At 68.4% G+C, this 21,488-nt stretch carries 25 protein-coding genes; 12 read left to right on the top strand and 13 right to left on the bottom strand.

The genetic code is table 11. The features are described from left to right. Positions 1 to 87: 87 nt before the first annotated feature. From JT689_RS02990 to proS, 3 genes are all read right to left on the bottom strand, one after another. A complete protein-coding gene (locus tag JT689_RS02990; RefSeq protein WP_010902253.1) occupies positions 88 to 1,077 on the bottom strand; it encodes an SDR family oxidoreductase in 990 nt (329 codons plus the stop codon). Between the two features lie 35 nt (positions 1,078 to 1,112). Beyond that, positions 1,113 to 1,643, bottom strand: coding sequence for a hypothetical protein (locus tag JT689_RS02985; protein ID WP_205251476.1), 531 nt, complete (start codon positions 1,641 to 1,643; stop codon positions 1,113 to 1,115). Positions 1,644 to 1,725: 82 nt separating this feature from the next. Continuing rightward, positions 1,726 to 3,231 carry a proline--tRNA ligase gene (proS, locus tag JT689_RS02980; RefSeq protein WP_205251475.1) on the bottom strand — a complete coding sequence of 502 codons (1,506 nt, stop codon included), beginning with the start codon at positions 3,229 to 3,231 and terminating at the stop codon, positions 1,726 to 1,728. A gap of 121 nt (positions 3,232 to 3,352) precedes the next feature. Here proS and JT689_RS02975 point away from each other — a divergent pair, with 121 nt between their 5' ends. The 3 genes from JT689_RS02975 (at position 3,353) to JT689_RS02965 (ending at position 6,337) form a co-directional block, all read left to right on the top strand. Beyond that, positions 3,353 to 3,505 (top strand): hypothetical protein, encoded by a 153-nt coding sequence (locus tag JT689_RS02975; protein ID WP_010902250.1) that lies wholly within the window; start codon positions 3,353 to 3,355, stop codon positions 3,503 to 3,505. 317 nt (positions 3,506 to 3,822) lie between these two features. Then, the gene (locus tag JT689_RS02970) at positions 3,823 to 5,748 is read left to right on the top strand and encodes a beta-CASP ribonuclease aCPSF1 (protein ID WP_205251474.1); all 1,926 of its coding nucleotides are present in this window, start codon (positions 3,823 to 3,825) and stop codon (positions 5,746 to 5,748) included. A gap of 91 nt (positions 5,749 to 5,839) precedes the next feature. Next, positions 5,840 to 6,337: a hypothetical protein gene (locus JT689_RS02965; RefSeq protein ID WP_229373392.1), complete on the top strand. Its 498-nt coding sequence runs from the start codon at positions 5,840 to 5,842 to the stop codon at positions 6,335 to 6,337. A 1-nt stretch (position 6,338) separates the two neighbouring features. On the opposite strand, the gene nth is transcribed toward JT689_RS02965, so the two are convergent. Continuing rightward, entirely contained in the window at positions 6,339 to 7,136 is a 798-nt protein-coding gene (gene nth / locus JT689_RS02960; RefSeq protein WP_205251473.1) for an endonuclease III, read from the bottom strand. Positions 7,137 to 7,193: 57 nt separating this feature from the next. Further along, the gene (locus JT689_RS02955; RefSeq protein ID WP_205251472.1) at positions 7,194 to 7,607 is read right to left on the bottom strand and encodes a DUF371 domain-containing protein; all 414 of its coding nucleotides are present in this window, start codon (positions 7,605 to 7,607) and stop codon (positions 7,194 to 7,196) included. Between the two features lie 274 nt (positions 7,608 to 7,881). Here JT689_RS02955 and JT689_RS02950 point away from each other — a divergent pair, with 274 nt between their 5' ends. The 3 genes from JT689_RS02950 (at position 7,882) to JT689_RS02940 (ending at position 10,775) form a co-directional block, all read left to right on the top strand. Further along, a complete protein-coding gene (locus JT689_RS02950; protein WP_010902245.1) occupies positions 7,882 to 8,784 on the top strand; it encodes a coiled-coil protein in 903 nt (300 codons plus the stop codon). A gap of 73 nt (positions 8,785 to 8,857) precedes the next feature. After that, positions 8,858 to 10,006, top strand: coding sequence for a DUF373 family protein (locus tag JT689_RS02945; protein ID WP_205251471.1), 1,149 nt, complete (start codon positions 8,858 to 8,860; stop codon positions 10,004 to 10,006). A 46-nt stretch (positions 10,007 to 10,052) separates the two neighbouring features. Then, on the top strand, positions 10,053 to 10,775 hold the full coding sequence (locus JT689_RS02940) for a diphthine--ammonia ligase (RefSeq protein ID WP_205251470.1): 723 nt from the start codon (positions 10,053 to 10,055) through the stop codon (positions 10,773 to 10,775). Here JT689_RS02940 and JT689_RS02935 read toward each other — a convergent pair whose 3' ends face one another. Beyond that, entirely contained in the window at positions 10,776 to 11,765 is a 990-nt protein-coding gene (locus JT689_RS02935) for an NDP-sugar synthase (RefSeq protein ID WP_205251469.1), read from the bottom strand. It lies immediately after the preceding gene. A 58-nt stretch (positions 11,766 to 11,823) separates the two neighbouring features. Here JT689_RS02935 and JT689_RS02930 point away from each other — a divergent pair, with 58 nt between their 5' ends. After that, entirely contained in the window at positions 11,824 to 12,114 is a 291-nt protein-coding gene (locus JT689_RS02930) for a transcriptional regulator (RefSeq protein ID WP_205251468.1), read from the top strand. On the opposite strand, the gene JT689_RS02925 is transcribed toward JT689_RS02930, so the two are convergent. Genes JT689_RS02925 through JT689_RS02900 form a run of 6 tightly spaced genes read right to left on the bottom strand, consistent with a single transcriptional unit; the run spans position 12,111 to position 16,708 of the window. Then, entirely contained in the window at positions 12,111 to 12,581 is a 471-nt protein-coding gene (locus JT689_RS02925; RefSeq protein ID WP_010902240.1) for a Rieske (2Fe-2S) protein, read from the bottom strand. The genes JT689_RS02930 and JT689_RS02925 overlap by 4 nt on opposite strands. Positions 12,582 to 12,626: 45 nt before the next feature. Continuing rightward, on the bottom strand, positions 12,627 to 13,484 hold the full coding sequence (locus tag JT689_RS02920) for an aminodeoxychorismate lyase (RefSeq protein ID WP_205251467.1): 858 nt from the start codon (positions 13,482 to 13,484) through the stop codon (positions 12,627 to 12,629). Then, positions 13,469 to 14,044 (bottom strand): aminodeoxychorismate/anthranilate synthase component II, encoded by a 576-nt coding sequence (locus tag JT689_RS02915; RefSeq protein WP_205251466.1) that lies wholly within the window; start codon positions 14,042 to 14,044, stop codon positions 13,469 to 13,471. The genes JT689_RS02920 and JT689_RS02915 overlap by 16 nt, the downstream gene beginning before the upstream one ends. Then, positions 14,041 to 15,507 carry an aminodeoxychorismate synthase, component I gene (pabB, locus tag JT689_RS02910; protein WP_205251465.1) on the bottom strand — a complete coding sequence of 489 codons (1,467 nt, stop codon included), beginning with the start codon at positions 15,505 to 15,507 and terminating at the stop codon, positions 14,041 to 14,043. Before pabB ends, JT689_RS02915 begins: the two co-directional genes overlap by 4 nt. Before the next feature lie 14 nt (positions 15,508 to 15,521). Next, a complete protein-coding gene (locus JT689_RS02905; protein ID WP_012289149.1) occupies positions 15,522 to 15,881 on the bottom strand; it encodes a helix-hairpin-helix domain-containing protein in 360 nt (119 codons plus the stop codon). A gap of 26 nt (positions 15,882 to 15,907) precedes the next feature. Beyond that, a complete protein-coding gene (locus tag JT689_RS02900; protein WP_205251464.1) occupies positions 15,908 to 16,708 on the bottom strand; it encodes a shikimate dehydrogenase in 801 nt (266 codons plus the stop codon). A 77-nt stretch (positions 16,709 to 16,785) separates the two neighbouring features. Between JT689_RS02900 and JT689_RS02895 the strand changes: the two genes are divergently transcribed. The 5 genes from JT689_RS02895 to JT689_RS02875 all read left to right on the top strand — a co-directional run bounded on the left by JT689_RS02895 (position 16,786) and on the right by JT689_RS02875 (position 21,055). Then, positions 16,786 to 17,739 carry a calcium/sodium antiporter gene (locus JT689_RS02895; protein WP_205251463.1) on the top strand — a complete coding sequence of 318 codons (954 nt, stop codon included), beginning with the start codon at positions 16,786 to 16,788 and terminating at the stop codon, positions 17,737 to 17,739. Between the two features lie 60 nt (positions 17,740 to 17,799). Continuing rightward, on the top strand, positions 17,800 to 19,161 hold the full coding sequence (locus tag JT689_RS02890) for a D-aminoacyl-tRNA deacylase (protein ID WP_205251462.1): 1,362 nt from the start codon (positions 17,800 to 17,802) through the stop codon (positions 19,159 to 19,161). Between the two features lie 27 nt (positions 19,162 to 19,188). Next, on the top strand, positions 19,189 to 20,379 hold the full coding sequence (ftsZ, locus tag JT689_RS02885) for a cell division protein FtsZ (RefSeq protein WP_010902232.1): 1,191 nt from the start codon (positions 19,189 to 19,191) through the stop codon (positions 20,377 to 20,379). A 63-nt stretch (positions 20,380 to 20,442) separates the two neighbouring features. After that, a complete protein-coding gene (locus tag JT689_RS02880; protein ID WP_205251461.1) occupies positions 20,443 to 20,616 on the top strand; it encodes a protein translocase SEC61 complex subunit gamma in 174 nt (57 codons plus the stop codon). Between the two features lies 1 nt (position 20,617). Beyond that, on the top strand, positions 20,618 to 21,055 hold the full coding sequence (locus tag JT689_RS02875) for a transcription elongation factor Spt5 (RefSeq protein ID WP_010902230.1): 438 nt from the start codon (positions 20,618 to 20,620) through the stop codon (positions 21,053 to 21,055). 9 nt (positions 21,056 to 21,064) lie between these two features. On the opposite strand, the gene JT689_RS02870 is transcribed toward JT689_RS02875, so the two are convergent. Next, positions 21,065 to 21,406, bottom strand: a complete 342-nt coding sequence (locus JT689_RS02870) for a hypothetical protein (RefSeq protein ID WP_012289147.1) — start codon at positions 21,404 to 21,406, stop codon at positions 21,065 to 21,067. Between the last annotated feature and the right edge of the window lie 82 nt (positions 21,407 to 21,488).

Here is a 21,488-nt window from a genome sequence, read left to right as displayed (position 1 = left end):
GGTTTCACGCAGAGGCCAGCGAGGTCGCCGTCGACGGGCGGCAAAAGCGCTCCGGCAGGTTCGTGACTGCGGCTCGTGTGTCGCCCCTCAGACCGTGTCCAGCACGTCCAGCAGCCGGTCTTCCGTTTCGCGGTCGGGGCCGTTGTCGTCACCGGTGCGGCCGTGCTCGCGGTGGGCATCGACCGTGCGCTGCATCGCCTCGGCCGGCGGCGTCGACTCGTAGCCCAGCTCGGCGATCTTGGTGGTGTCGAGCACGTGGGGGGCGTCGCGGTACAGCGGGAACTCACCGGGGCCGAGGTCGACGATGGAGAGTTCGCGGGGACTCGTATACGAGCGCTCGACGCTCGTGTCGAGGGCGTCCGCGATCAGATCGAGCATGCCGTCGAGGGTGACGGCGTTGCGGTCGCCGACGTTGTACGCCTCGCCCGGCTCGCCGTCCTCGGCGACCAGCCGGAGGCCGCGAGCCACGTCCTCGACGTAGACGCGCTGCCAGAGGTTCGTGCCGTCCCCGGGCACGACGATCTCGTCGCGTTCGGCGACCCGCTCGACCCAGTACGCGAGCCGCTCGGTGTAGTCGTGGGGGCCGTAGACGACCGGCGGGCGCACCGCCATCGCCGGCACCCCGCGGGCGGCGGCCTCGAAGACGATGCGGTCGCCGGCGGCCTTCCGCGCGCCGTAGGTCGCCGACGAGTCGTCGGTGGCTTCCTCGGCAGAACAGGACTCCAATCGGGTTTCGCCCTCGCGTTTGGGCACCTCTTCGGCGGCGTACGCCGCGCCGCTGGAGACGTAGACGTAGGCGTCGACGTCGCCGAAGATGTCGGTCGCGGACTCCACGTCACGGGGCTTGTACGCCACGCAGTCGAAGACGGCATCCGGATCGACCGTCCGCTTGGCGTCGAGGAGGGCGCGGCGCTCGGTGCGGTCGCCCTCGACGCGGGCGACGCGGTCGTCGTCGGCGAACGGGTTGTCATGGGTCCCCCGATTGAACGTCGTCACGTCGTAGTCGTGGGCCAGCAGCTCCGCGACGAGGTGGCGGCCGATGAACCGCGTGCCGCCGATCACAAGTGCCGTGTCCATACGCCGGGGGACGGCGCGGAACGCAAAAGTGGTGGCTATTCGACGGTGAACGGCGCGACCAGGGCGGTCTGCTCGTCGTCGACGTCGACGATGGTCGAGAACGCGTACCGCGACCCCGACGCCAGATCCAGCACGTCGCCGTAGACGGTGGCATCGCTGGTGTCGGGGTCCGCGTCACCGACCCCGACCCGCCAGTGGATGCGGTCGCCGGCGGAGAGCGTCGTCCACGGCTGGATGACGGGGTCCTCTCTGACCGTTGTCCAGCCGCTGTCGGTCTCCCGGTAGACCGTCCAGTCGTGGGGGTTCAGTCCGATCTCGTCGGCGTCGTCGTTGCCCAGCGTGACGGGGACGACGCCGCCCCTGGAGACGGTGGTCTGGTCCTGGGTGAACGTGATCGGGTGGCCGTCGGACGCGCCGGCACACACCACGATGTCGACGGCGTCGTTGTCGCTGTGCATGGTCGGACAGTCGTCGGTGTCGTCGGAGTCACTCACGCTGTCGGTTCGACCGAGACAGCCCGTTGTTGTAAGCACTGCGGCCGTCGCGAGGAATGCACGTCGTTTCATACGTCGACCATCGTCCCACACGCAATAAACGGTTGCGTGGACTCAAACAGTCGCTGAACACACCCCGGTCGGCGGGGCGGCGTCAGTAGGACTTCGCGAAGTACGCCGTCTGGGTGGCCTCGTCGCCGCAGACCGCACAGTCTTCGCCGTCGTGGTCGGGCTCGGGCACGCGCTCGCCCTCGAACTCGGAGGCCGCGCGCGCCGCGGAGTCCTCGCCCAGCGGCACCATCACGATCTCGGCGGCGATCTGGTCTTTGATCTCGGCCTCACAGTCCTGGTCGCCACACCACGGTGCCTTCACGTAGCCGCCGTGCTGGCCGATGGTGCCCAGGATGTCGGCGCGGTTGTCCGCCTCCCGGACGTTCTCCGCAAGGCGGTCGGCGGCCGCGTCGTAGAGCTTGTCGTAGACCTCGTCGAGGTGGTCGTGGACGCGGTCGGCGATGGCCGCCCGGTCCTCGACGGTGCGTTCCCCGTCGGGCCGGTGGACCACGGTGACCTCGTCGTCCTCGACCTCGTTCGGCCCGATCTCGAAGCGCACGGGCACGCCGTTGAGCTCCCACTCGTTGAACTTGAACCCGGGGTTGCGGCCGTCGCGGTCGTCGAAGTGCACGCGCACGCCCTGGGCTTCAAGCTCCGCGGCGATCTCGGCGCCGTACTGTTCGACATCGTCTTTCGTGTCCTCCTGCCAGATGGGGACGATGACGACCTGCTTGGGCGCGACCGTCGGCGGCAACACCAGTCCCTGGTCGTCGCTGTGGCTCATGACGAGCGCGCCGATGGCGCGCCAGGACAACCCCCAGGAGGTGGTGTACGCGGTGCGTTCGGCCTCGTCCTCGTCGGCGAACGTGATGTCGAAGGCGTCGGCGAACGACTGCCCGAGGTGGTGGCTGGTGCCGCCCTGCACGGATTTCCCGTCGGGCATCAGCGCCTCGACGGACATGGTGGTGTCCGCGCCGGGGAACTTGTCGTGGTCGGGCTTGCGCCCGCGCAACACCGGGATGCCCAACACGTCCTCGTAGAGGCGGTGGTACTGGTCGAGGCGCAGCGTCGTCTCCGCCCACGCGGCTTCGTCGGTGGCGTGGGCGGTGTGGCCCTCCTGCCAGAGGAACTCCTTGGTGCGGAAGAACGGCTTGGTCTCCGTGGCCTCCCAGCGCACCACGGAGTTCCACTGGTTCACGCGCAGCGGGAGGTCGCGGTGCGAGCGCACCCACTGGGAGAGATACGGCGCGATGATCGATTCCGAGGTGGGACGGACCGCGAGGCGCTGGTCGAGATCGTCGTGGCCGCCCTGTGTCACCCACGCGACCTCGGGGTCGAAGCCCTCCACGATGTCCTTCTCGCGTTCGAGGTAGTCCTCGGGGATGAACATCGGGAAGTAGGCGTTCTCGACGCCGGTGTCCTTGAACCAGCCGTCGAGGTTGTCCTGGATCGCTTCCCAGAGGGCGTAGCCGCGGGGCCGGGTAACGATGAACCCGCCCATCGGCGCGTAGTCCGCCAGCCCCGCCTTCTGGACGACCTCGGCGTACCAGTCGCCGGGGCTGTGTTCCTTGGACTCGGTGATGCCGAGTTCCTGATCGTCGTCGCTCATTGCTGGAACACTCGCCTGACGCGCTCTTAAATCCCGTGAAGCGTCTCCCGCCCGCCAGCATCCATGTGAACAATGCACACTCACCACGAAGACTAAGTAGTATGGTTACGTTCCACACAGTATGGGCGACACGAAACGTGGTCGCGAACGCACTGGCAAAAAGAAGCGCGAACAACTCCGCAAGCGCGACGTAGAGCGCTCCCTCCAGGCCACGAACGAGCCCACGGACCCGCCGGAGTTCCCGGACGGCGAACTCAGCCTCGGCGACCGCTGACCGTCCCCGAAACGGTCGACGGCGCTCCGCGAACGGTCACTTCGTCCCACGCTGAGCGGCTGCGATCCGCCATGTCGGATCGCACACATGGTTTGCCAAGACTTTTATAACCTGACTGTCTACCAGGTTGCAAGCGGGTTCTTCCACATCGTTCCCGCGGCCCGGCCGACGGCCGGCCGGGAACAGCATCTCACTACTGCCAATGATACCGCTGTGGTTGCCACCGTGCCCCCTGGGCCCCGCGCACACCGGCCCACATCGTCGCAGGTCCGTCACGGACGGTGTCGCCACACTCGGGAACCCCGTGTTAACCGATTATGAGTACTGTAGACCGTCAACTTGAGGAGTTACAGGACGAAATCGTCAGCGAAATTCCGGCGGACATCTCGGTCACCGATGTCAAATACGAAGGCCCCGAGCTCGTCGTCTACACCCGGGACCCCAAACAGTTCGCACAGGACGGCGACCTCGTTCGCCGGCTGGCGTCCAAGCTCCGGAAGCGCATCACCGTGCGGCCGGATCCGGCGGTGCTCTCCAGCCCGAAGCGCGCCCGCGACCGCGTCCTCGACGTGATCCCCGAGGAGGCCGGCGTCACGAACCTGGATTTCCACGAGGACACCGGCGAGGTGGTCATCGAAGCCGAGAAGCCCGGCATGGTGATCGGCCGCCACGGCTCCACGTTGCGGGAGATCACACAGGAAGCCGGGTGGACTCCGGAGGTCGTGCGCACGCCACCGATCGAGTCCTCGACGGTCTCGAACGTCCGGAACTTCCTCAAACAGGAGCGCGACGAGCGCCGCGACATCCTCGAAACGGTCGGGCGCCAGATCCACCGTGAGGAGATGCAGGACGACGAGTACGTGCGCGTGACGACCCTGGGGTGCTGTCGGGAGGTCGGGCGCGCCAGCTTCGTGCTTTCGACGCCGGAAACGCGGATTCTCGTCGACTGCGGGGACAAACCCGGCAGCGAGGACGAAGTCCCGTATCTGCAGGTCCAGGAGGCGCTGGCGGGCGGCGCGAACACGATCGACGCGGTGATTTTGACCCACGCCCACCTCGACCACTCGGCGTTCATTCCGCTGCTGTTCAAGTACGGCTACGACGGCCCGATCTACTGCACGGAGCCGACCCGGGACCTGATGGGTCTGTTGACCCTGGACTACTTGGACGTGGCCGCGAAGGAGGGGCGGGCACCGCCGTACGACTCCGAGATGGTGCGGGAAGCGATCAAGCACTGCATCCCCCTGGAGTACGGCGATGTCACTGACATCGCGCCGGACGTGAAACTCACGTTCCACAACGCCGGTCACATCCTCGGGTCGGCCGTCTCCCATTTCCACATCGGGGACGGCCTCTACAACGTCGCGTTCTCCGGGGACATTCACTACGACGACACCCGACTGTTCAACGGCGCTGTCAACGACTTCCCGCGCGTGGAGACGCTCGTGATGGAGTCCACGTACGGCGGCCGCAACGACTACCAGACCGACCAGGAGGACTCCGAGCGCAAGCTCAAACGCGTCATCAACGAGACCTACGAGGACGGCGGCAAGGTCCTCATTCCGGCGTTCGCCGTCGGCCGGTCCCAGGAGATGATGCTCGTGCTCGAAGAGGCGATGCGGGAGGGCGAGATCCCCGAGATGCCCATCCACCTCGACGGCATGATCTGGGAGGCCACTGCCATCCACACCACCTATCCCGAGTATCTCCGGGACGACCTCCGGGATCGCATCTTCCACAGCGACTCCAATCCGTTCCTCGCGCCCCAGTTCAACCACATCGACGGCGGCGAGGAGGAACGCCAAGCGGTCGCCGACGACGACCAGTGTATCATCCTCTCGACGTCGGGGATGGTCTCCGGCGGCCCCATCATGTCGTGGCTCGAACACATCGCGCCGGACCCCGATTCGACGCTGACGTTCGTCGGCTACCAGGCCCAGGGCACGCTTGGCCGCCGCATTCAGTCCGGCCGGGACAAGATCCCGATGCCCGACTCTCGGGGCGGCGGCCGCACCGAGCACCTCCAACTCAACATGGGCGTCGAAACCGTCGACGGCTTCTCCGGACACGCCGACCGCCAGGGCCTCGAAGACTTCGTGCGCACGATGAACCCCCGGCCGGAGAAAGTGCTGTGCGTCCACGGCGACGAGTCCTCCACACAGGACCTCTCGTCGGCGCTGTACCACGAGTTCAACATGCGGACGTTCGCGCCGAAGAACCTCGAAACGTTCCGGTTCGTGTAGCCGGCCACAGCCGTGGCGGTGGTCGCGGTGACCTATCAACTGTGATCGGTGTTCCGACAGGTCTATTATCATACCACCGGTATGTGTTGGCGTGAATCGCCCGCCGCTTCGCGCGATCGGAATGGCCATCGTCGTGCTCGTCGCGTTCACCGGCGGTGGTGCCGCCCAGCAGGCGGGCAGCGGGCCGAAAGTCGACGGTGACGGCGGGTACCGGTTCGACGTCGGGGGTGACAGCCCCCACATCACGTTCTGGCTCCACCTCGACCTGTTGACGAACCTCGGTGGTGCCGGTGATCTCGGATTCAGCGCGGTCGGAACCGCGCTCGACACCCGGGTCATCGTCATCGACCTCCAGTTGCAGTTCGACGGGATCGGGCCCCTGGAGGAGTTCCTCTCTGATCCGTTCTCGCGGTTCTCCGTGAGCGCGGAGTGGGAGCTCAACCTGCCGTTCCTCAGTGCCGGCCCGGCGTCGGACACGGAGTTCAGTTACGAGGGCAACGAAACGATCGCCAACAACACGTCCCTGGAGAACGCGACCATCGGCACCGACACGCTGAGGAACGTCACCCGCAACGCCACCCAGTCCTGAGTTAGTCGGCGTCGGCGGGGTCGACAACCGCGCCGGTGGCGGCGTCGACGCCGACGCGATCGCAGTGTTCGGCCAGCGGGCACGCCGCAGGATCGTCGATGCAGGCGGGGTCGCGTGCCGTGCAGTACTCCCGGCCGAACTGGATCATTGCGGTGTGTCCGAACCCGCAGGCGGCGTCGGGAACCGCGGCTTCGAGCGCGGCGCGGACGGCCTCGTGGTCGGCGGCCGCGGGCGCGATCCCCATGCGCCGGGCGATCCGGTGGACGTGTGTGTCGACGGGGAACACGCCGGGAGCGCCGCCGGCGAACAGCAACACGCAGTCGGCCGTCTTCGGCCCCACGCCGGTCATGTCCAGGAGCGCCGCCCGGACGGCGTCGGGGTCGCCCTCGCGCACGAACGCGTCGAAGCCGTCCGCGCCGCCGTACTCCTCGCAGACGCGGCCGGCGATCCGGATGATCGTGGCCGACTTCTGGTTGTAGAGGCCCGCCATCGAGATCGTGTCCGCGAGCACGTCTTGGTCGGCATCGGCGAGCGCCGCCGCGAGGTCGTCGGCGGCCGCGCCGTAGCGCTGCATGAGCGCGTCGTGGGCGGGTTGGCTGGCTTTGTCGCTGGTGTTCTGGCTGAGAATCGTGCGCACCAGACACTCGAAGGCGGCCCGGCCGCCGTAGGTTTTCTGCCAGTACAGCTCCCCCAGGCGGTCGACCACGAGCGCTGCCTGCGTCGGGTCCGCGCCGGACGCGAACGTGGTCGGGCGGCTGTCGTCTCCACCGGCGATGTTCTCGGCTGGCTCATCAGCCATACCGAACGCTCGGGGCGAGCCACCCCTAAATCCCGGGTGTTCGGGGCGGCTGTACCGTCAGTCGACGCGCAGCGTGGCGGTGAGCGGCGCGCCGTCGGCGAGCGCAGCGACCAGCTCGCGGTCGACGTCCGCGGCGGCCTTGTCGGCGTCCACGAAGACCGTGCGGTCGTCGACGTACGTGCTGGTGCGGCCGACCATGCTGCGGTCGTTCGTGAAGGTGAGGTCGGGGTGGCCCGAGCCCGTGATTTCGTCGCGGTGGTGGGGCGTATCGAGGACGAGCGTGATGGTGGCGGCGGCGTCCTGGCAGGCGGCGACGAACGCGTCGCTGAACGCCGCTGGCGAGCAGTCAGCGTCGATGCCGAGGATGCAGTCGCCGGCCGGCGTGAGGAAGTCGTCGGTGGTGAGTTCGAGCGTGCTGTCGTGGCGTGCGGTGACGTTGTCGTGGCCGGTGGCACTCACGGAGACATCCATACGCCCGGGCAGCAGCCGAACGCACTTGTGGACGGCGTTCGGGGGCGGGGTCACGGACAGCAGGGGGGTGGCAGGCACAGGGGACAGATTGCGGGGGGCGGACACACGCAAACGTTAAGTGGTATCCCGGAGTACTACTTGTCACCTGAACGCTGCGAGCGTTCGTGTACAGCCCGAGAGAATGACAGGACGTTCTCCTTCCGACCGGAACGGACGACCTCTCGAGCGACTGCTATCGCGAGCGCGCCAGCGGAATGGCATCGAGGTTTGAACAATGGCTGAGGAAGAAACAACCATCGAGGTATCGACCGCCGACGAACTCATTACTGACGACGAACTCCAGAACAAATCCAAGGGCCAGCTCATCAAGAACGCCGGCCAGTTCCGCGACCGGCGCAACGAGCTGAATCAGCTCGCGAGCTCCCGGGCGTCGGAGCGCGACGACCTGAACGCCAAGACCCGAGAGAAGGTCGACGAAGCCCAAGAGCACCGCGAGAAGCGCGACGAGCTCAACGAGCGCGTCCAGGAGCACAAGGAGATCCGCAACGATCTGAACGCGGACGCCAACGAGCTGTTCGACGAGGTCGAGCAGCGCAAAGAGGACCTCGAGCTCGACGAGGGCAAGGACCTCGAACAGCTCAAAGAGGAGATCGAGGAGCTGGAGTTCAAGCAACAGACCGAAGTCCTGTCCACCGAGGACGAGCGCGAACTCATCGAGAAGATCGAGGGGAAGCGCGAGGAGTACCAGGACCGCGAGGAGAAACTCGACCAGTCCGGCGACCTGGAAGGGCTCGTCGAGGAAGCCGAGTCCGTGCGGGCGGAAGCCTCCAAGCACCACGAGAAGGTGACGGAGCTCGCGGACAAGGCCCAAGAGCACCACAACCAGATGATCGAGGCCTATCGGGAGGCCGACGACATCCGGGACGAGGCCGACGAGATGCACGAGGACTTCGTCGAAGCCCAGGAAGCGGCCGACGCCCACCACGAGGCGTTCGTCGAGGTCCAGAAGCGACTGCGTGAACTCGACAAGCAGGAAGAAGAAGAGGAGAAGGACAAGCGCGCCCAAGAGCAGGAGGAAGCCCGCGAGGAAGCCGAGGAGATCTACGAGCGGTTCAAGGAGGGCGAGACCCTCGACACCGAGGACCTCCGCAAGCTCCAGAAGTCCGGCCACCTGTAACGGGTTCGCATGCCGTCGGCCGTGGCAGCCCCACGAAGTTTTTGTGATGGGGACGTAACCGTCGAACCGAGAGATGCGTACGCTGGTGGTGTGCGTCGACCGGGCCGGTGATATTTCCCGACAGACCGGACTGCGGACGCCGATCGCCGGCTGGGAGGCCGTACAGTCGTTGGTCACGGATATGGGCGTTGCCGATCCGGAGGACGCGAGTGTCAACTGCCTCCTGGAGGCGTTGCGCGTGACGCGGGACTTGCGGGACGGCGCGGACGACGCCGTGGTGGCGGCGGTGTCGGCGACCGGGGATGGGGTGACCGCGGATCGGTCGGTCGCCGAACAGTTCGACAGCCTCGTGGACCGCCACGACCCGGACTCCTGTGTGGTCGTGGTCGACAGCGCGGCCGACGAGCGCGTCGTGCCGATCGTCGAAAGCCGCATTCAGGTCGACGCGGTCGATCGCGTGGTCGTGCGCCAGGCCCGAGACTTGGAGTCGACGTACTACCTCCTGAAGCAGTTCCTCGCCGACGAGGAGCTGCGCCAGACCGTGCTGGTTCCGGTCGGGATCGTGTTGCTCGTGTTCCCCGGGTTGATGATGGTGACGGGCAGCCTCGCGGTTGCAGCGGCCAGCATCACCACCGTGATCGGGTTGTTCTTACTGTACAAGGGCCTGGGGGTCGACGAGTACGTGGCCGCGCTCCCCGGGCAGGCGCGGGACGCGTTGTACTCCGGGCGCGTGTCGATTGTGACGTACGTCGTCGCGGGCGGCCTCGGACTCGTGGGTGTGTTTGCGGGTGCGCTCGGGCTCACGAACCAGGCCGCAGGGCTGTCCCGGCTTGTGGCCGCGATGACGTTCACCTACTACAGCATTCCCTGGGTCACGTTGGGCGCGCTCACCGCCAGCGGCGGCCGGCTGTTCGACGAGTACATCCGCAACGACGACGTGCGCACGTCGTTCGTGAACCTGCCGTTCGGCGTGCTTGCGGTTGGTCTCGTGGTTCGCGGGTTCGCGGTGTACTTCATGGAGCGCGCCGGCATCGTGGCCCCGTTGACTGCCCCGAGCGCCGCGCTGGGCGCGCTCTCCGTGCGGGGGTTCCGGGTCTCCCCCGAGCAACGGCTCGCGGTGTTCGTCGTGTTGGGGGTGTTGGTGAGCGTTGCGGGGATTCGCGTTGCGACGTACGTCTCGGGCGTGACGATCCGCGACGTGGAGCGCTCCGCCGAGCAGTGACGCCGCGAAGAGCAAGTATATCGGGCTGGTGGGACAACGCGTCAGCATGACTGACGGACAATGGGTGGGCCTGTTCTCCGGGGGCAAAGACTCCTCGTGGGCGCTCTACCGGGCGCTGGAAGCCGGCTTGGACGTCGGCCGGCTGGTGACGGTGCATCCGGAAAGCGACTCGTACATGTACCACGTCCCGGCGACGCGACTCGCGGAGCTCGCCGCCGAGAGCATCGGCATACCAGTGGTGAACGTGACGCCGGACGCCTTCGAGACGGCGGACGTAGCCGACGCGGGCGCGCAGGGCGACACCGAGCTCGAACCGCTGGAGGACGCCGTGACCGACGTTGCCGATACCCTGGACGGCGGGCTCGCGGGCGTGATCGCGGGGGCCGTCGAGAGCGACTTCCAGACCAGCCGCATGGAGGGAATGTGCGACCGGCTTGGGTGTGAGTTGTACGCGCCCCTCTGGCAGCAGCCGCCCCGGGAGCTGGCTGATGCGATGCTCACGGCGGGGTTCGAGATCCGCATCATTCAGGTGGCGGCCTACGGGCTCGACGAGTCGTGGCTGGGGCGACGCCTTGACCGTGACGCGCTGGCGGCGCTCGCCGCGCTCAACGACGAGTACGGCGTGCACGTGCTCGGCGAGGGCGGCGAGTTCGAAACGTTAGTGACTGACGCCCCGCATATGGACCGCCCGATCAGACTCGATTACGAGACCGTGTGGGCGGGCGACCGCGGGCACATCGAGATCACCGAGGCGTGCCTCGGGCCGTAGTTAGCGGCCGTCCGCGTCGTGGCCGTTCTCGATGGTGGTGTGGGCGCCGATGAGCGCGCCCGAGAAGTCGATGGAGTCCAGGACGGTGTCCTCGTCGATGATGGAGTTACGGACGTCGCAGTCCCGGAGCGTGGCGTCGGGGAAGATGACGCTGTTGGAAACCGTGGAGTTGGTCAGCTCGGCGCCGGGCAACACGTGGACGTTCTCGCCGATGGTGGTGTTGGAGACGGTGGCGTCGTCGGCGACGATGCTGTCGCCGTCGAGCGTCCACGCGACGGCGTCGAGGTACGACTCCGGAGTGCCGATGTCGAACCAGGCGCCTTCGAACGTGAACGCGCGGACGGACTGGCGGTCCTGTAGCCACTCCACGAACCACCCGGGTTCGTCGGGGTTGCCGTCGGCGGCGAGGTACGTGTCGATGTCCTCGACGACCGATTCGGGGTAGGCGTAACACGCGATGGAGACCAGCGTGCTGTTGGGGTCGTCGGGCTTCTCCTGGAAGTTGATGACCTCGTCACCGTGCAGCTCGACCAACCCGTAGGACTGCGCGCGCTCGTAGCTGCCCACGTCGTAGGCGGCGATCGTGGGGTTGTCGGCGTCGTCCGCGGCGAAGAAGTCCACGAACGCGGAAACGTCGAAGGAGATGAGGTTGTCGCCGGCGATCACCACCAGGTCGTCGGTGATGGATTCGCGGTCGACGAGCTGCGCGAGCGCGCCCATCACGCCGAACTTCTCGTTCTCGTCGGTGGTGTCTTCGACGGACAGCTGCGGCTTCTCGAAGGAGCGCTCCGCGAGGTGGCTGCGGAACTCGTCGGCGAACCGCTCGTTGGTGGAGACGTAGACGGTGTCGATGCGGTCGTCGGATTCGAGATCCGCGAAGATGCGATCGATGACGGTGGAGTCGCCGACCGGCAGGAACATCTTCGGCCGGTCTTTCGTGATCGGCCAAAGCCGGGTCGCGTATCCGCCGGCGAGCACGACGGCTTTCATATCAACCAGGTCCACACGGTCCGGTAAGTCCTTTTTCATCCGGCGACACTGGCTACGTATGGACGACCGAACGACCCGAGAGCGCGTCCGGGCGGCGCTCCGCGAGCAGCCGGCAACGCCGAGCGAGGTCGCGGCGGCGTTCGACGTGGCGCGCGGAACAGCCCTGACCCACGTCAGGCATATCGCCGAGAGCCTGGACAGCGCCGACGAGGAGTTGCTGGTGCGACCGCCGGCGTGCCGGGACTGTGGCTTCGAGGACTTCGACGACCCCGTGAACGTGCCGTCGCGGTGTCCGGAGTGCAAAAGCGAGTCGATCGCGGAGCCGGCGTTCGTCGTGGAGCCGGCTTAGAACCCGATGCGGGAGCCCGGGGACGTGGACAGGTCCGCGGGGTCGCCGGGGTCGACGCCCTGCATGACAAACTCGTAGTCCGGATCGGTCAACGAGACGGTGCCGTCCTGGACGGTCACGTCGACGGCGGTGAGTGTCGCCCCCTCACACGGGCCGTGTGTGCAGACGCCGGAAGTGGGGTCGAAGGTGGCTGCGTGTTTCCGGCAGACCAGTTCGCCGTCGCGGACTGCGCCCGACCCGGAGTCGAGTGTGACGTCCGTCCAGTGCATGCAGTAGTTCAGCCAGCCCGTGATCGAGCCGTCGGACAGCGCCACGAGGATCGCCTCCTGTTCGTCGCCGCTGTCGCGGTCCCGGACGGTGAACCGGAAGCTGTCGCCGGCCTGGAGGTCCGTCACGGACGCGATCTGTGCGCCGTCGCCGGGGGCCGGCTCAGCGGCGTCCCCACCGTCGGTGTCGCCGTCAACCATTACCAGTGCGTATTGGCGCGGGCTGCTTGAACGCACTGGTGGCCCCTAGTAGTGGCGGCGTTCGATCTCGGCGTTGTACGCGCTGGCGAGGGCGGCCCCGATCCGGCACGTGTCGTACGTGGCGTCGTCGACGCGCGCGATGGGGCGCACCTCCCAGGTGGTGTTCGTGAGGAACGCCTCGTCGGCGTCGTAGAGCCGGGACGGCGTGTACGCGCCCGTGTGCACCGTGAGCCCGTGCTCGGCGGCGAGTTCGGCGACCGCCCACCGCGTGATCCCGGGCAACACGTCGAGATCGCCGCTGGGCGTGTAGAGGGTGCCGTCGGCGACGAAAAAGAGGTTGCTCGCAGCGCCCTCCGTGAGGTGGCCGTCGGGCGTGACGAACAGCGCTTCGTCGGCGTCGGCGGCGATGTCGCGGCGGGCGAGCACGCCGGGCAGGTAGTTGTGGGTTTTCGCGGTGCTGGGGATGGTGGTGTCGCGGTGTTGGGTGATCGTCGTGGTTTCGACGGTGGCGGGCATCGACCAGACCGGGTCGCCGTCGACGCCGCCGCGGGGGAGCGCGTCGACCACCACGACGACGGTCGGATCGGTCGTGTCCCGCGGGGTGAGCCGGCCGTCCTGGACGCCCCGAGTGATCGACAGCCGGACGTAGGCGTCCGCGAGGTCGTTGGCGGCGAGCGTCTCGTGGACGCGCCCCCGCAGCGCCGCCTCCGAGAGGTCGTGGTCGATGCCCAGCGAGTCACAGGTGGCCTGCAGGCGGCGGTAGTGGGCGGTCCAGGCGAACGTCTGGCCGCCGTACGCGCGCATGGTTTCGAACGCTGCGTCGCCGTACTGGAAGCCGCGGTCGCGGACGCTGACGGTTGCGTCGGCGGCGTCCACGAGCGCGCCGTTTACGTGGTATCGCATAGGGAGAGGAAGTTGGTGATGAGGTCGGAGCCGACCGGTGTGAGGATGCTTTCGGGGTGGAACTGTACGCCGACGTGTGGCGCGTCCCGGTGTCGGACCCCCATGAGGACGCCGTCGGTCGTGCGGGCAGTCGGCACCACCGCATCGGGCAGCCCCGATTCCGGGACGGACAGCGAGTGGTACCGGCCGGTGTCGAACGTGTCCGGGAGCCCAGCGAAGACGCCCGTTCCGTCGTGGCGGACCGTCGAGGGTTTGCCGTGGACGACCCGTGGGGCGGCCGTGACCGTGGCACCCGCGGCGGCACACAGCGCCTGGTGGCCCAGGCACACGCCGAGCGTCGGGTACGACAACTCACGGAACACGGGGACGGTGACGCCCGCGTCGGCGGGCGTGCCGGGGCCGGGGGAGACGACGATCCCGTCCGGGTCGAGGTCGCGGACGGCGGCGGTGTCGATGGCGTCGTTCCGCCGGACGACCACGTCGTCGGCGGCCGCGCCGACGTACTGCACGAGGTTGTACACGAACGAGTCGTAGTTGTCGACGACGAGGATGCGGGTCACGAGTTGTCGGGCGTCGTGTCGGCGACGCGCCCGATGCCGCCGGCGTCCCCCAGCGCGGTGACGAGTGCGCGGGCTTTCGCGAGGGTTTCGTCGTATTCGGCTGCGGGCGTGGAGTCGTGGACGATGCCGGCGCCGACGCGCAGGTGGTAGGTGGCGGCGCGTCTGACGAGCGTTCGGATGGTGATGCTGAGCGTGGCGTCACCGTCGAACCCGATGGCGGCGAGGCTGCCCGTGTAGGGGCCCCGGCGGGTGGCTTCGACGGTGTCGATGAGCGCCATTGTACGGGGCTTGGGCGCGCCGGTAATAGTTCCGCCGGGAAAGACCGCGGCGATCGCGTCACGGAGCGAACACGACTCGCGGAGCCGGCCCGTGACTTCACTGACGAGGTGCAACACCTCGCTGTACGCGTCCACGCGCCGGTAGTCCGGGACCGCCACGGAGCCGTACTCGCTGACCTTCCCGAGGTCGTTGCGCTCCAGATCGACCAGCATTGCGTGCTCGGCGCGCTCCTTGTCGTCGGCGCGGAGCGCCGCCCGGGCGGCGTCGTCCTCGGCGGGGGTGGCCCCGCGGGGGCGTGTGCCCGCAATCGGCTCGGTGGTGAGCTCGCGGCCGCGCCGCGCGAGCAGCAGCTCCGGGCTGGCCGACACCAGATCGACGCCCGGGAACTCGACGATCCCCGAGTAGGGCGCGGGGTTGGTGTCCCGGAGCGCCTCGAACACCGCCACCGGGTGGACGGCCGCCGGGGCGTCGAGGCGGTGGCTGACGTTCGCCTGGAAGGTGTCGCCGTCCCGGATGGCGTCCTGGATGCGGCGGACCCGCGCCTCGAACGCCGCGCGGCCGGCCGCGCTCTCGAACGGCGCGGGGGAGTCGGCGGGCGGCGGGCCGACCGCGGGGTCGCCGTCCCGGATGGCTGCCGCAAGCGCCTGCACGCGGTCGCGGCCGGCCTCGAACGCGCCGTCGGGGGTGTACTCGTCGACCGGGACGGCGGCGATCAGGCGGAGGTCGTCCCCAGGCGTGAACGGCTCGCGCCACGCCGCGATCGTGGGGTAGACGCCGAGTTGGAGGCGGGGCAGCCCGCGCGCGTCGGTGGTGGTGTCAGGGATCGCTTCGAGTTCGCGGGCGATGTCGTAGCTGAGCCAGCCGAACAGGCCGCCGGGGTGTGGGACGTCGCAGTCGACCCGAGCGAGGCGCGCGCCGACGGCGGCCTGGACGGTGTCGAGCGCGCCCGCGCCGTCGGCCCGCAGCATCGACGCCGGATCGACGCCGAAGTAGCCCCAGCCGTCGCTGCCGCCGGTGGTCTCGTAGTGGAACGACGGGGCGTCGCCGCGGGCGCGCCGGTACGCCGCGAACGGGTCGGTGACCGGCAGGCGCGCCTCGACTACGGCACGCGTCGGTGCTGTGGCGTCGCCGGCGGCGTCGCGGAACGCCGCGGGGTCGGTCGCAAGCGCCGCCGAGTCAGGCATGCGGTGTCGCCACGTTACTGGTCGCCGACGCGGTCGCGCCAGCGCCGGATGCGTTTCGGGGAGAGATCCGTCGCCGCCGCGATGTCGTCGGTGTCGGCGGCGGCCAGCTCCTGTGGTGTCGTGACGCCGGCGTCCGCGAGGCGGCTGGCGTACGCCGGCCCGATGCCCGTGATGTCGGTGAGATCGCCGGCGGCCGGCTCGGCGTCGGCAGGCTGGCTGTCGTCGGTGGCCTGGGGCGTCGACTCCGCACCTTTGACGGCGCGCTCGGTGGTGGCGTCGGGCTCGTGCTCGACAGTGATGTCGACGCCACTGCCTGGCGGATGGTCGTTGTCAGCAGCCCCGAACAACGACTTGAGTTTCGAGAGCAGACCCATTGGTCGCACATATACCCCCGGCGGACTTAAAGCCGTGCACGGAGGGCGGCGCGCATCGCCGCCACGGGGGCGTCCAGGCCGGTCCAGCGCTCGAACGCCTCGGCACCCTGATAGAGCAGCATCCACGCGCCGTCGATCGTGGTTGCGCCGGCGGCCGCGGCGTCCCGCAGCAGCCGCGTCTCAACCGGCGAGTACACGGCGTCTAGGACGGCGAGATCGTCGTGGAGGGCGTCGGCGGACACCGGCGACGTGTCCGGGTCGTCCATCCCCACCGTGGTGGCGTGGACCAGGACCGTCGCGTCGGCGAGGCTCCGCGGCAGGTCACCGAGGCCGACGGCCGTGCCACCCACGTCGGCGGCGAGTTCGTCGGCGGCCGCCCGTGTTCGGTTGGCGATCCGAACGGTCGCCCCGGCGTCGGCGAGCGCGAACGCGGCGGCGCGGCCGGCACCACCCGCGCCGACGACCACAGCCTGCGTGCCCGACAGCGACACGTCGTGGTGGGCGAACGCGCGCTTCACGCCCGCAACGTCGGTGTTGTACCCGCGGGGCGCGGCCCCGGAGAAGTCGATGGTGTTGACGGCGCCCACCCGGGCGGCCATCGAGTCGGTCGCCACCGCCGACGCGGCCGACTGCTTGAACGGCGCGGTGACGTTCAGCCCCGCCACGCCGAGCGCGCCAGCCCCTCGGATGGCGGCCGCGGCGTCGTCCGGTGCCGGCTCGAAGGTCACGTACCGGGCGTCGAGCCCGCACTCGTCGTAGGCGGCCGCGTGCAGCGGCGGCGACAGCGAATGCCCGACCGGGTTCCCGATCAGTCCGTAGACGTCCATGCGCCGGCTCGTCGCGCCAGCAGCATAACTGGTCGCACACCGAACCGTTTTTTACTCGCTGCCTGGTTTCGATCCGTATGGCCGACTCGCTGCTCGTCAACGGGGGCATCCTCGTTGCCGGCATCCTCCTGTTGTACGTGGGGGCGGAGCTGCTGGTGTCCGCCGCCTCCGCGCTCGCGCTCTCCCACGGCATCAAGGCCGCAACCGTCGGCGTCACCGTCGTGGCGTTCGCGACGACCGCGCCGGAGCTGTTCGTCAGCACGGTCGGCGGCATCACCGCCGGCGACAGCATCGCGCTGGGCAACATCGTGGGGTCGAACATCGCGAACATCGGGCTCGTGTTGGGAACGGCGGCGCTGCTCCGGCCCATGGACGTCGACAAGACGCTGCTGTACCACCACGGGCCGTTCATGCTTGCGGCCGCGCTGGCGCTCGTCGGGCTGTCCCTGGACGGGACGCTTGGCGCCCTCGACGGCGTCGCGTTGCTCGCGCTGTTGGCGGTGTTCACGGCGTACATATACCGCCACGCCCAGCAGGATGACGAGGTGTCGCTGCCCGACGACGTGGACATGGACGACGACGCGACCGCCACCGCCCGCGACTACGTGGTGCTCGTGGGTGCGATCCTGCTGTTGCTCGGTGGCTCCCGCGCGCTCATCACCGGCGGGCGGGGCGTCCTCATGGAGTTCGGGTTCAGCGACCTGTTCATCGGGCTGACGGTCATCGCGTTCGGCACGTCGGTCCCGGAGCTCGCCACGTCGGTCGTGAGCGCGCTGCGCGACGAGGCGGATTTCTCCATCGGGAACGTGGTCGGGTCGAACATCTACAACGTGCTCGCGGTGATCGGGATCGTTGCGATCCTGGTGCCGATCACCGTCACGAAGGGCACGCTGGCCTTCGAGTTGCCGGTGATGCTCGGGTTCACCGTGTTGGCGCTGGGGATGATGGCGGTCGGCGACCGCATCACTCGCGTCGAGGGTGCGGTGTTGATCGGGTCCTACGGCGGGTTCGTCTACTTCCTGGTGCCGTAAGTGCCGGCGGCATGAGCGGCAACCGGGAGGCGTTTTACCGGGGCTGTCGAAGGCGTGTGCGTGATCGGAATCGTTGTGAGTCGCGCCGACGAGGCGTCCACACACATCTGGGCGCAGCTGCGTGAGATCGAGGACTTCGAGCGCATCGGCCCGGACGCGTACCGCGCCGACGGGATCGAAGTTCGGGTGTTCGAGGAGCTCCACACCACCATCGACGACGCCGCCGACGCCTTCGAGGCGGCGGTCGACATGGTCGTGGTGGTGTCCCGGCACAGCGGCGATACCGGCCCGTTGTTGTCCGCACACTACACGGGGAACTTCGGAGCGGCGGAGTACGGCGGCGCGGACCGGTCGGTCGCCCCGGCGTGCCCGAACGCCCACCACGCCGTCGTTGACTCGCTGCGGTCGTACGCGCCCCCGGAGTACGACGTGGCCATGGAATGCACCCACCACGGCCCGACGAGCGTCGGCGCACCGTCGATGTTCGTGGAGCTGGGGAGTTCGCCCGCCGAGTGGCAGGACGACGCGGGGGCGCGTGCGGTCGCACGCGCAGTGCGTGACCTGCGGGGCGTCCCCCCGCATGGCGACCGCGCGGTGGTGGTGTTCGGCGGCGGCCATTACACCCCGCGGGCGACACGGATCCTGGCGGACACCGACTGGCCGGTGGGCCACGTGGCCGCCGATTGGAGCCTCACCGAGCTCGGCCGCCCGGACGCCCACCGCGGGGTCGTCGACGCGATGTTCACTGCCAGCGGTGCGGCGCACGCGCTGGTGGAGGGGGACCGCCCGGAGCTCACGGAGACGATCAGGGACCTCGGGTATACGGTCGTCTCGGAGACGTGGGTGCGGGAGACCGACGGCGTCCCGCTGTCGCGTGTGGCTGCCCTGGAAGAGTCGCTGACGACCGTCGACGACGGGCTGCGCTTCGGCGAGCCGGCGGCCACGCACACCGGCGGCTATCTCGTCGTGGAGCTGCCGGACGCCGTGCTCGACGCCGCCCACGCCGTCGACACCGCGGCGACGGTTGCGGCCGGCCGCAGTCACGCACTCGCCGTCACAACGGTGAACGCAGGGCGCCGCCTGGCCGGATCAGCGGCGTTCCCCGATGCAGACGCCTACGAGGCGTTTGTCGACGACGTGGCGGCGGTGCTCGACGCCGAGTACGCGTCGGTGTCGCGGGCGGACGGCGAGCTGACCGCCACCCGGGAGGTGTTCGATCCGGAGGCCGCGGCGGCCCTCGGTGTGCCCGAAGGCCCGGCGTTCGGGCGGCTCGCAGGCGGGGAGGCGATCGAGCACGACGGGCGGACCATCGCGCCGGCAGCGGTCACCACGACCGAAACCGTGCGCGCCGACGTTGCCCTCCACGAGCGGCCGCGAGAGCGCGTGCGACGCCCGTCCGACGATGAGGGGAAAGGTAATTAAGCCTCACACGCTACCCGTTAGCCAACAATGGACTCGATTGTACAGGACGCCATCGACGAGGCCGAGGAGTCCGAGGACTCGGCTTCGGAGCCGGCCGACGTCGCTGGCGGTGGGGGCGATACGGTCCCGACCGGCACGATGACTGACAACGAACTGGAGGACGTCCTCCAGGAACTGCAGACGAATATTACCGTGGTTGGGTGTGGCGGTGCCGGGTCGAACACGGTCGACCGGATGGCTACGGAGGGGATCCATGGCGCGGACTTGGTTGCGGCGAACACTGACGTCCAGCATCTCGTCGACATCGAGGCCGACACCAAGATCCTGATGGGGCAACAGAAGACCAAAGGCCGGGGTGCTGGGTCGCTGCCACAGGTCGGTGAGGAGGCCGCAATCGAGTCCCAAGGCGAGATCCGCGATTCGATCGCGGGGTCGGATATGGTGTTCGTGACCGCCGGCCTCGGCGGCGGTACGGGAACCGGGTCGGCGCCGGTCGTGGCGAAGGCCGCCCGCGAGCAGGGTGCACTCACGATCGCGATCGTCACCACGCCGTTCACCGCGGAAGGCGAGGTGCGGCGGACGAACGCGGAAGCCGGCTTGGAGCGGCTCCGCGACGTCGCGGACACCGTGATCGTGGTGCCCAACGACCGGCTGCTCGACTCGGTCGGGAAGCTGCCGGTGCGCGAGGCGTTCAAGGTGTCCGACGAGGTGCTGATGCGGTCGGTGAAAGGCATCACGGAGCTCATCACGAAGCCGGGGCTGGTGAACCTGGATTTCGCGGACGTGCGCACCGTCATGGAGAAAGGCGGGGTGGCGATGATCGGGCTTGGCGAGGCCGATTCGGACGCGAAGGCCGCTGATTCGGTGCAGTCGGCGCTGCGGTCGCCGTTGCTCGACGTGGACATCTCCTCGGCGAACTCCGCGCTGGTGAACGTCACGGGCGGCCCGGGCATGAGCATCGAGGAGGCTGAGGGGGTCGTCGAGCAGCTCTACGACCGGATCGACCCGGACGCCCGCATCATCTGGGGAACGAGCATCGACGAGCAGATCCAGGAGGAGATGCGGACGATGGTGGTCGTGACCGGCGTCGATTCACCCCAGATTTACGGCCGAAACGAGGCCGCCGAAGGCGACGGCCCGGCACAGGAGTCGACGCCCGAACCGGAGCCGGAACCCCAAGCGGGCTCGGAGATCGAGGACATCGATTACGTGGAGTGACGCGGGGTCTGTGCCGGCCGCAGCATCAATAGATAAAAAAGTTAGCGTCGTCTGACCCCCTGTATGGACGTTCCCCTAGAGCTTTCGGCATACACCCGGGTGCTCCGGCTGGCGAGCACGCCGTCCTGGGAGGAGTTCTCCCAGATCGCGAAGATCGCCGGCGCAGGCATCCTGCTGATCGGCGCCATCGGGTTCGTTGTGTTCCTCATCATGGGCGGGATCGTATCGGTGATCTGAGATGAGCGTGTTCGCAGTGAAGACCACCGCCAGCCAGGAGCAGACCGTCGCGAGCATGATCGCGAACCGTGAGGAGGACACGATCCACGCCGTGCTCGCGCCCGACGCGCTGACGAGTTACGTGATGGTGGAGGCCGAGGACACGGCCGCCATCGAGCGCACGATGGACGAGATCCCACACGCCCGGAGTCTCGTCCCGGGTGAGTCGGGGATCTCGGAGGTCGAGCATTTCCTCTCGCCGAAACCGGACGTCGAGGGCATCGCCGAGAACGACATCGTCGAGCTCATCGCCGGCCCGTTCAAAGGCGAGAAGGCCCAGGTGCAGCGCATCGACGAGGGCAAAGACCAGGTGACCGTGGAGTTGTACGAGGCGACAGTGCCGATCCCCGTAACCGTCCGGGGCGACCAGATCCGCGTCTTGGACAGCGAAGAGCGGTAGGCCCGGCGGTCACTTCGTGGTGACCGGGTCCGGCTCGGTGGTGTCCAATGCGTTCGCGCGCTCGTCGCTGAGCAGGTCTTTGAGCACCGCCGGATCGAGCGCGTCGTTGACGGCGTCGAGTACCTCCTCGCGTTCGCGCACGGCGGCGGCGTCGCCGTCGTAGTAGCGCACGTACTCGGCGCGCGTGTGTTCTTCGAGCCCGTGCTTGATCGCGAAATACCCCTCCGGGATGGTTTCGTCGCAGACCTCACACGTGTGGGCGTCGTGGTCGGTGACCTGGTGGGCGAGTAGTCCCTCGACGGTCCCGAACGTCGACCCGCAGCCAGCGATCGCGCACTTCCACCCAGACATGCACGGTACTAGCCTGAGTGCTCGCATAAACGTTGTGACAACGGACTGAAAACGAGCACGCAACGCCACCACGTGGTGGATG

Origin of the sequence: Halobacterium sp. GSL-19, from assembly GCF_016917855.1 — an archaeon.
GTDB lineage: Archaea > Halobacteriota > Halobacteria > Halobacteriales > Halobacteriaceae > Halobacterium > Halobacterium salinarum.
This window is presented reverse-complemented; position numbering and strand designations above follow the sequence as displayed.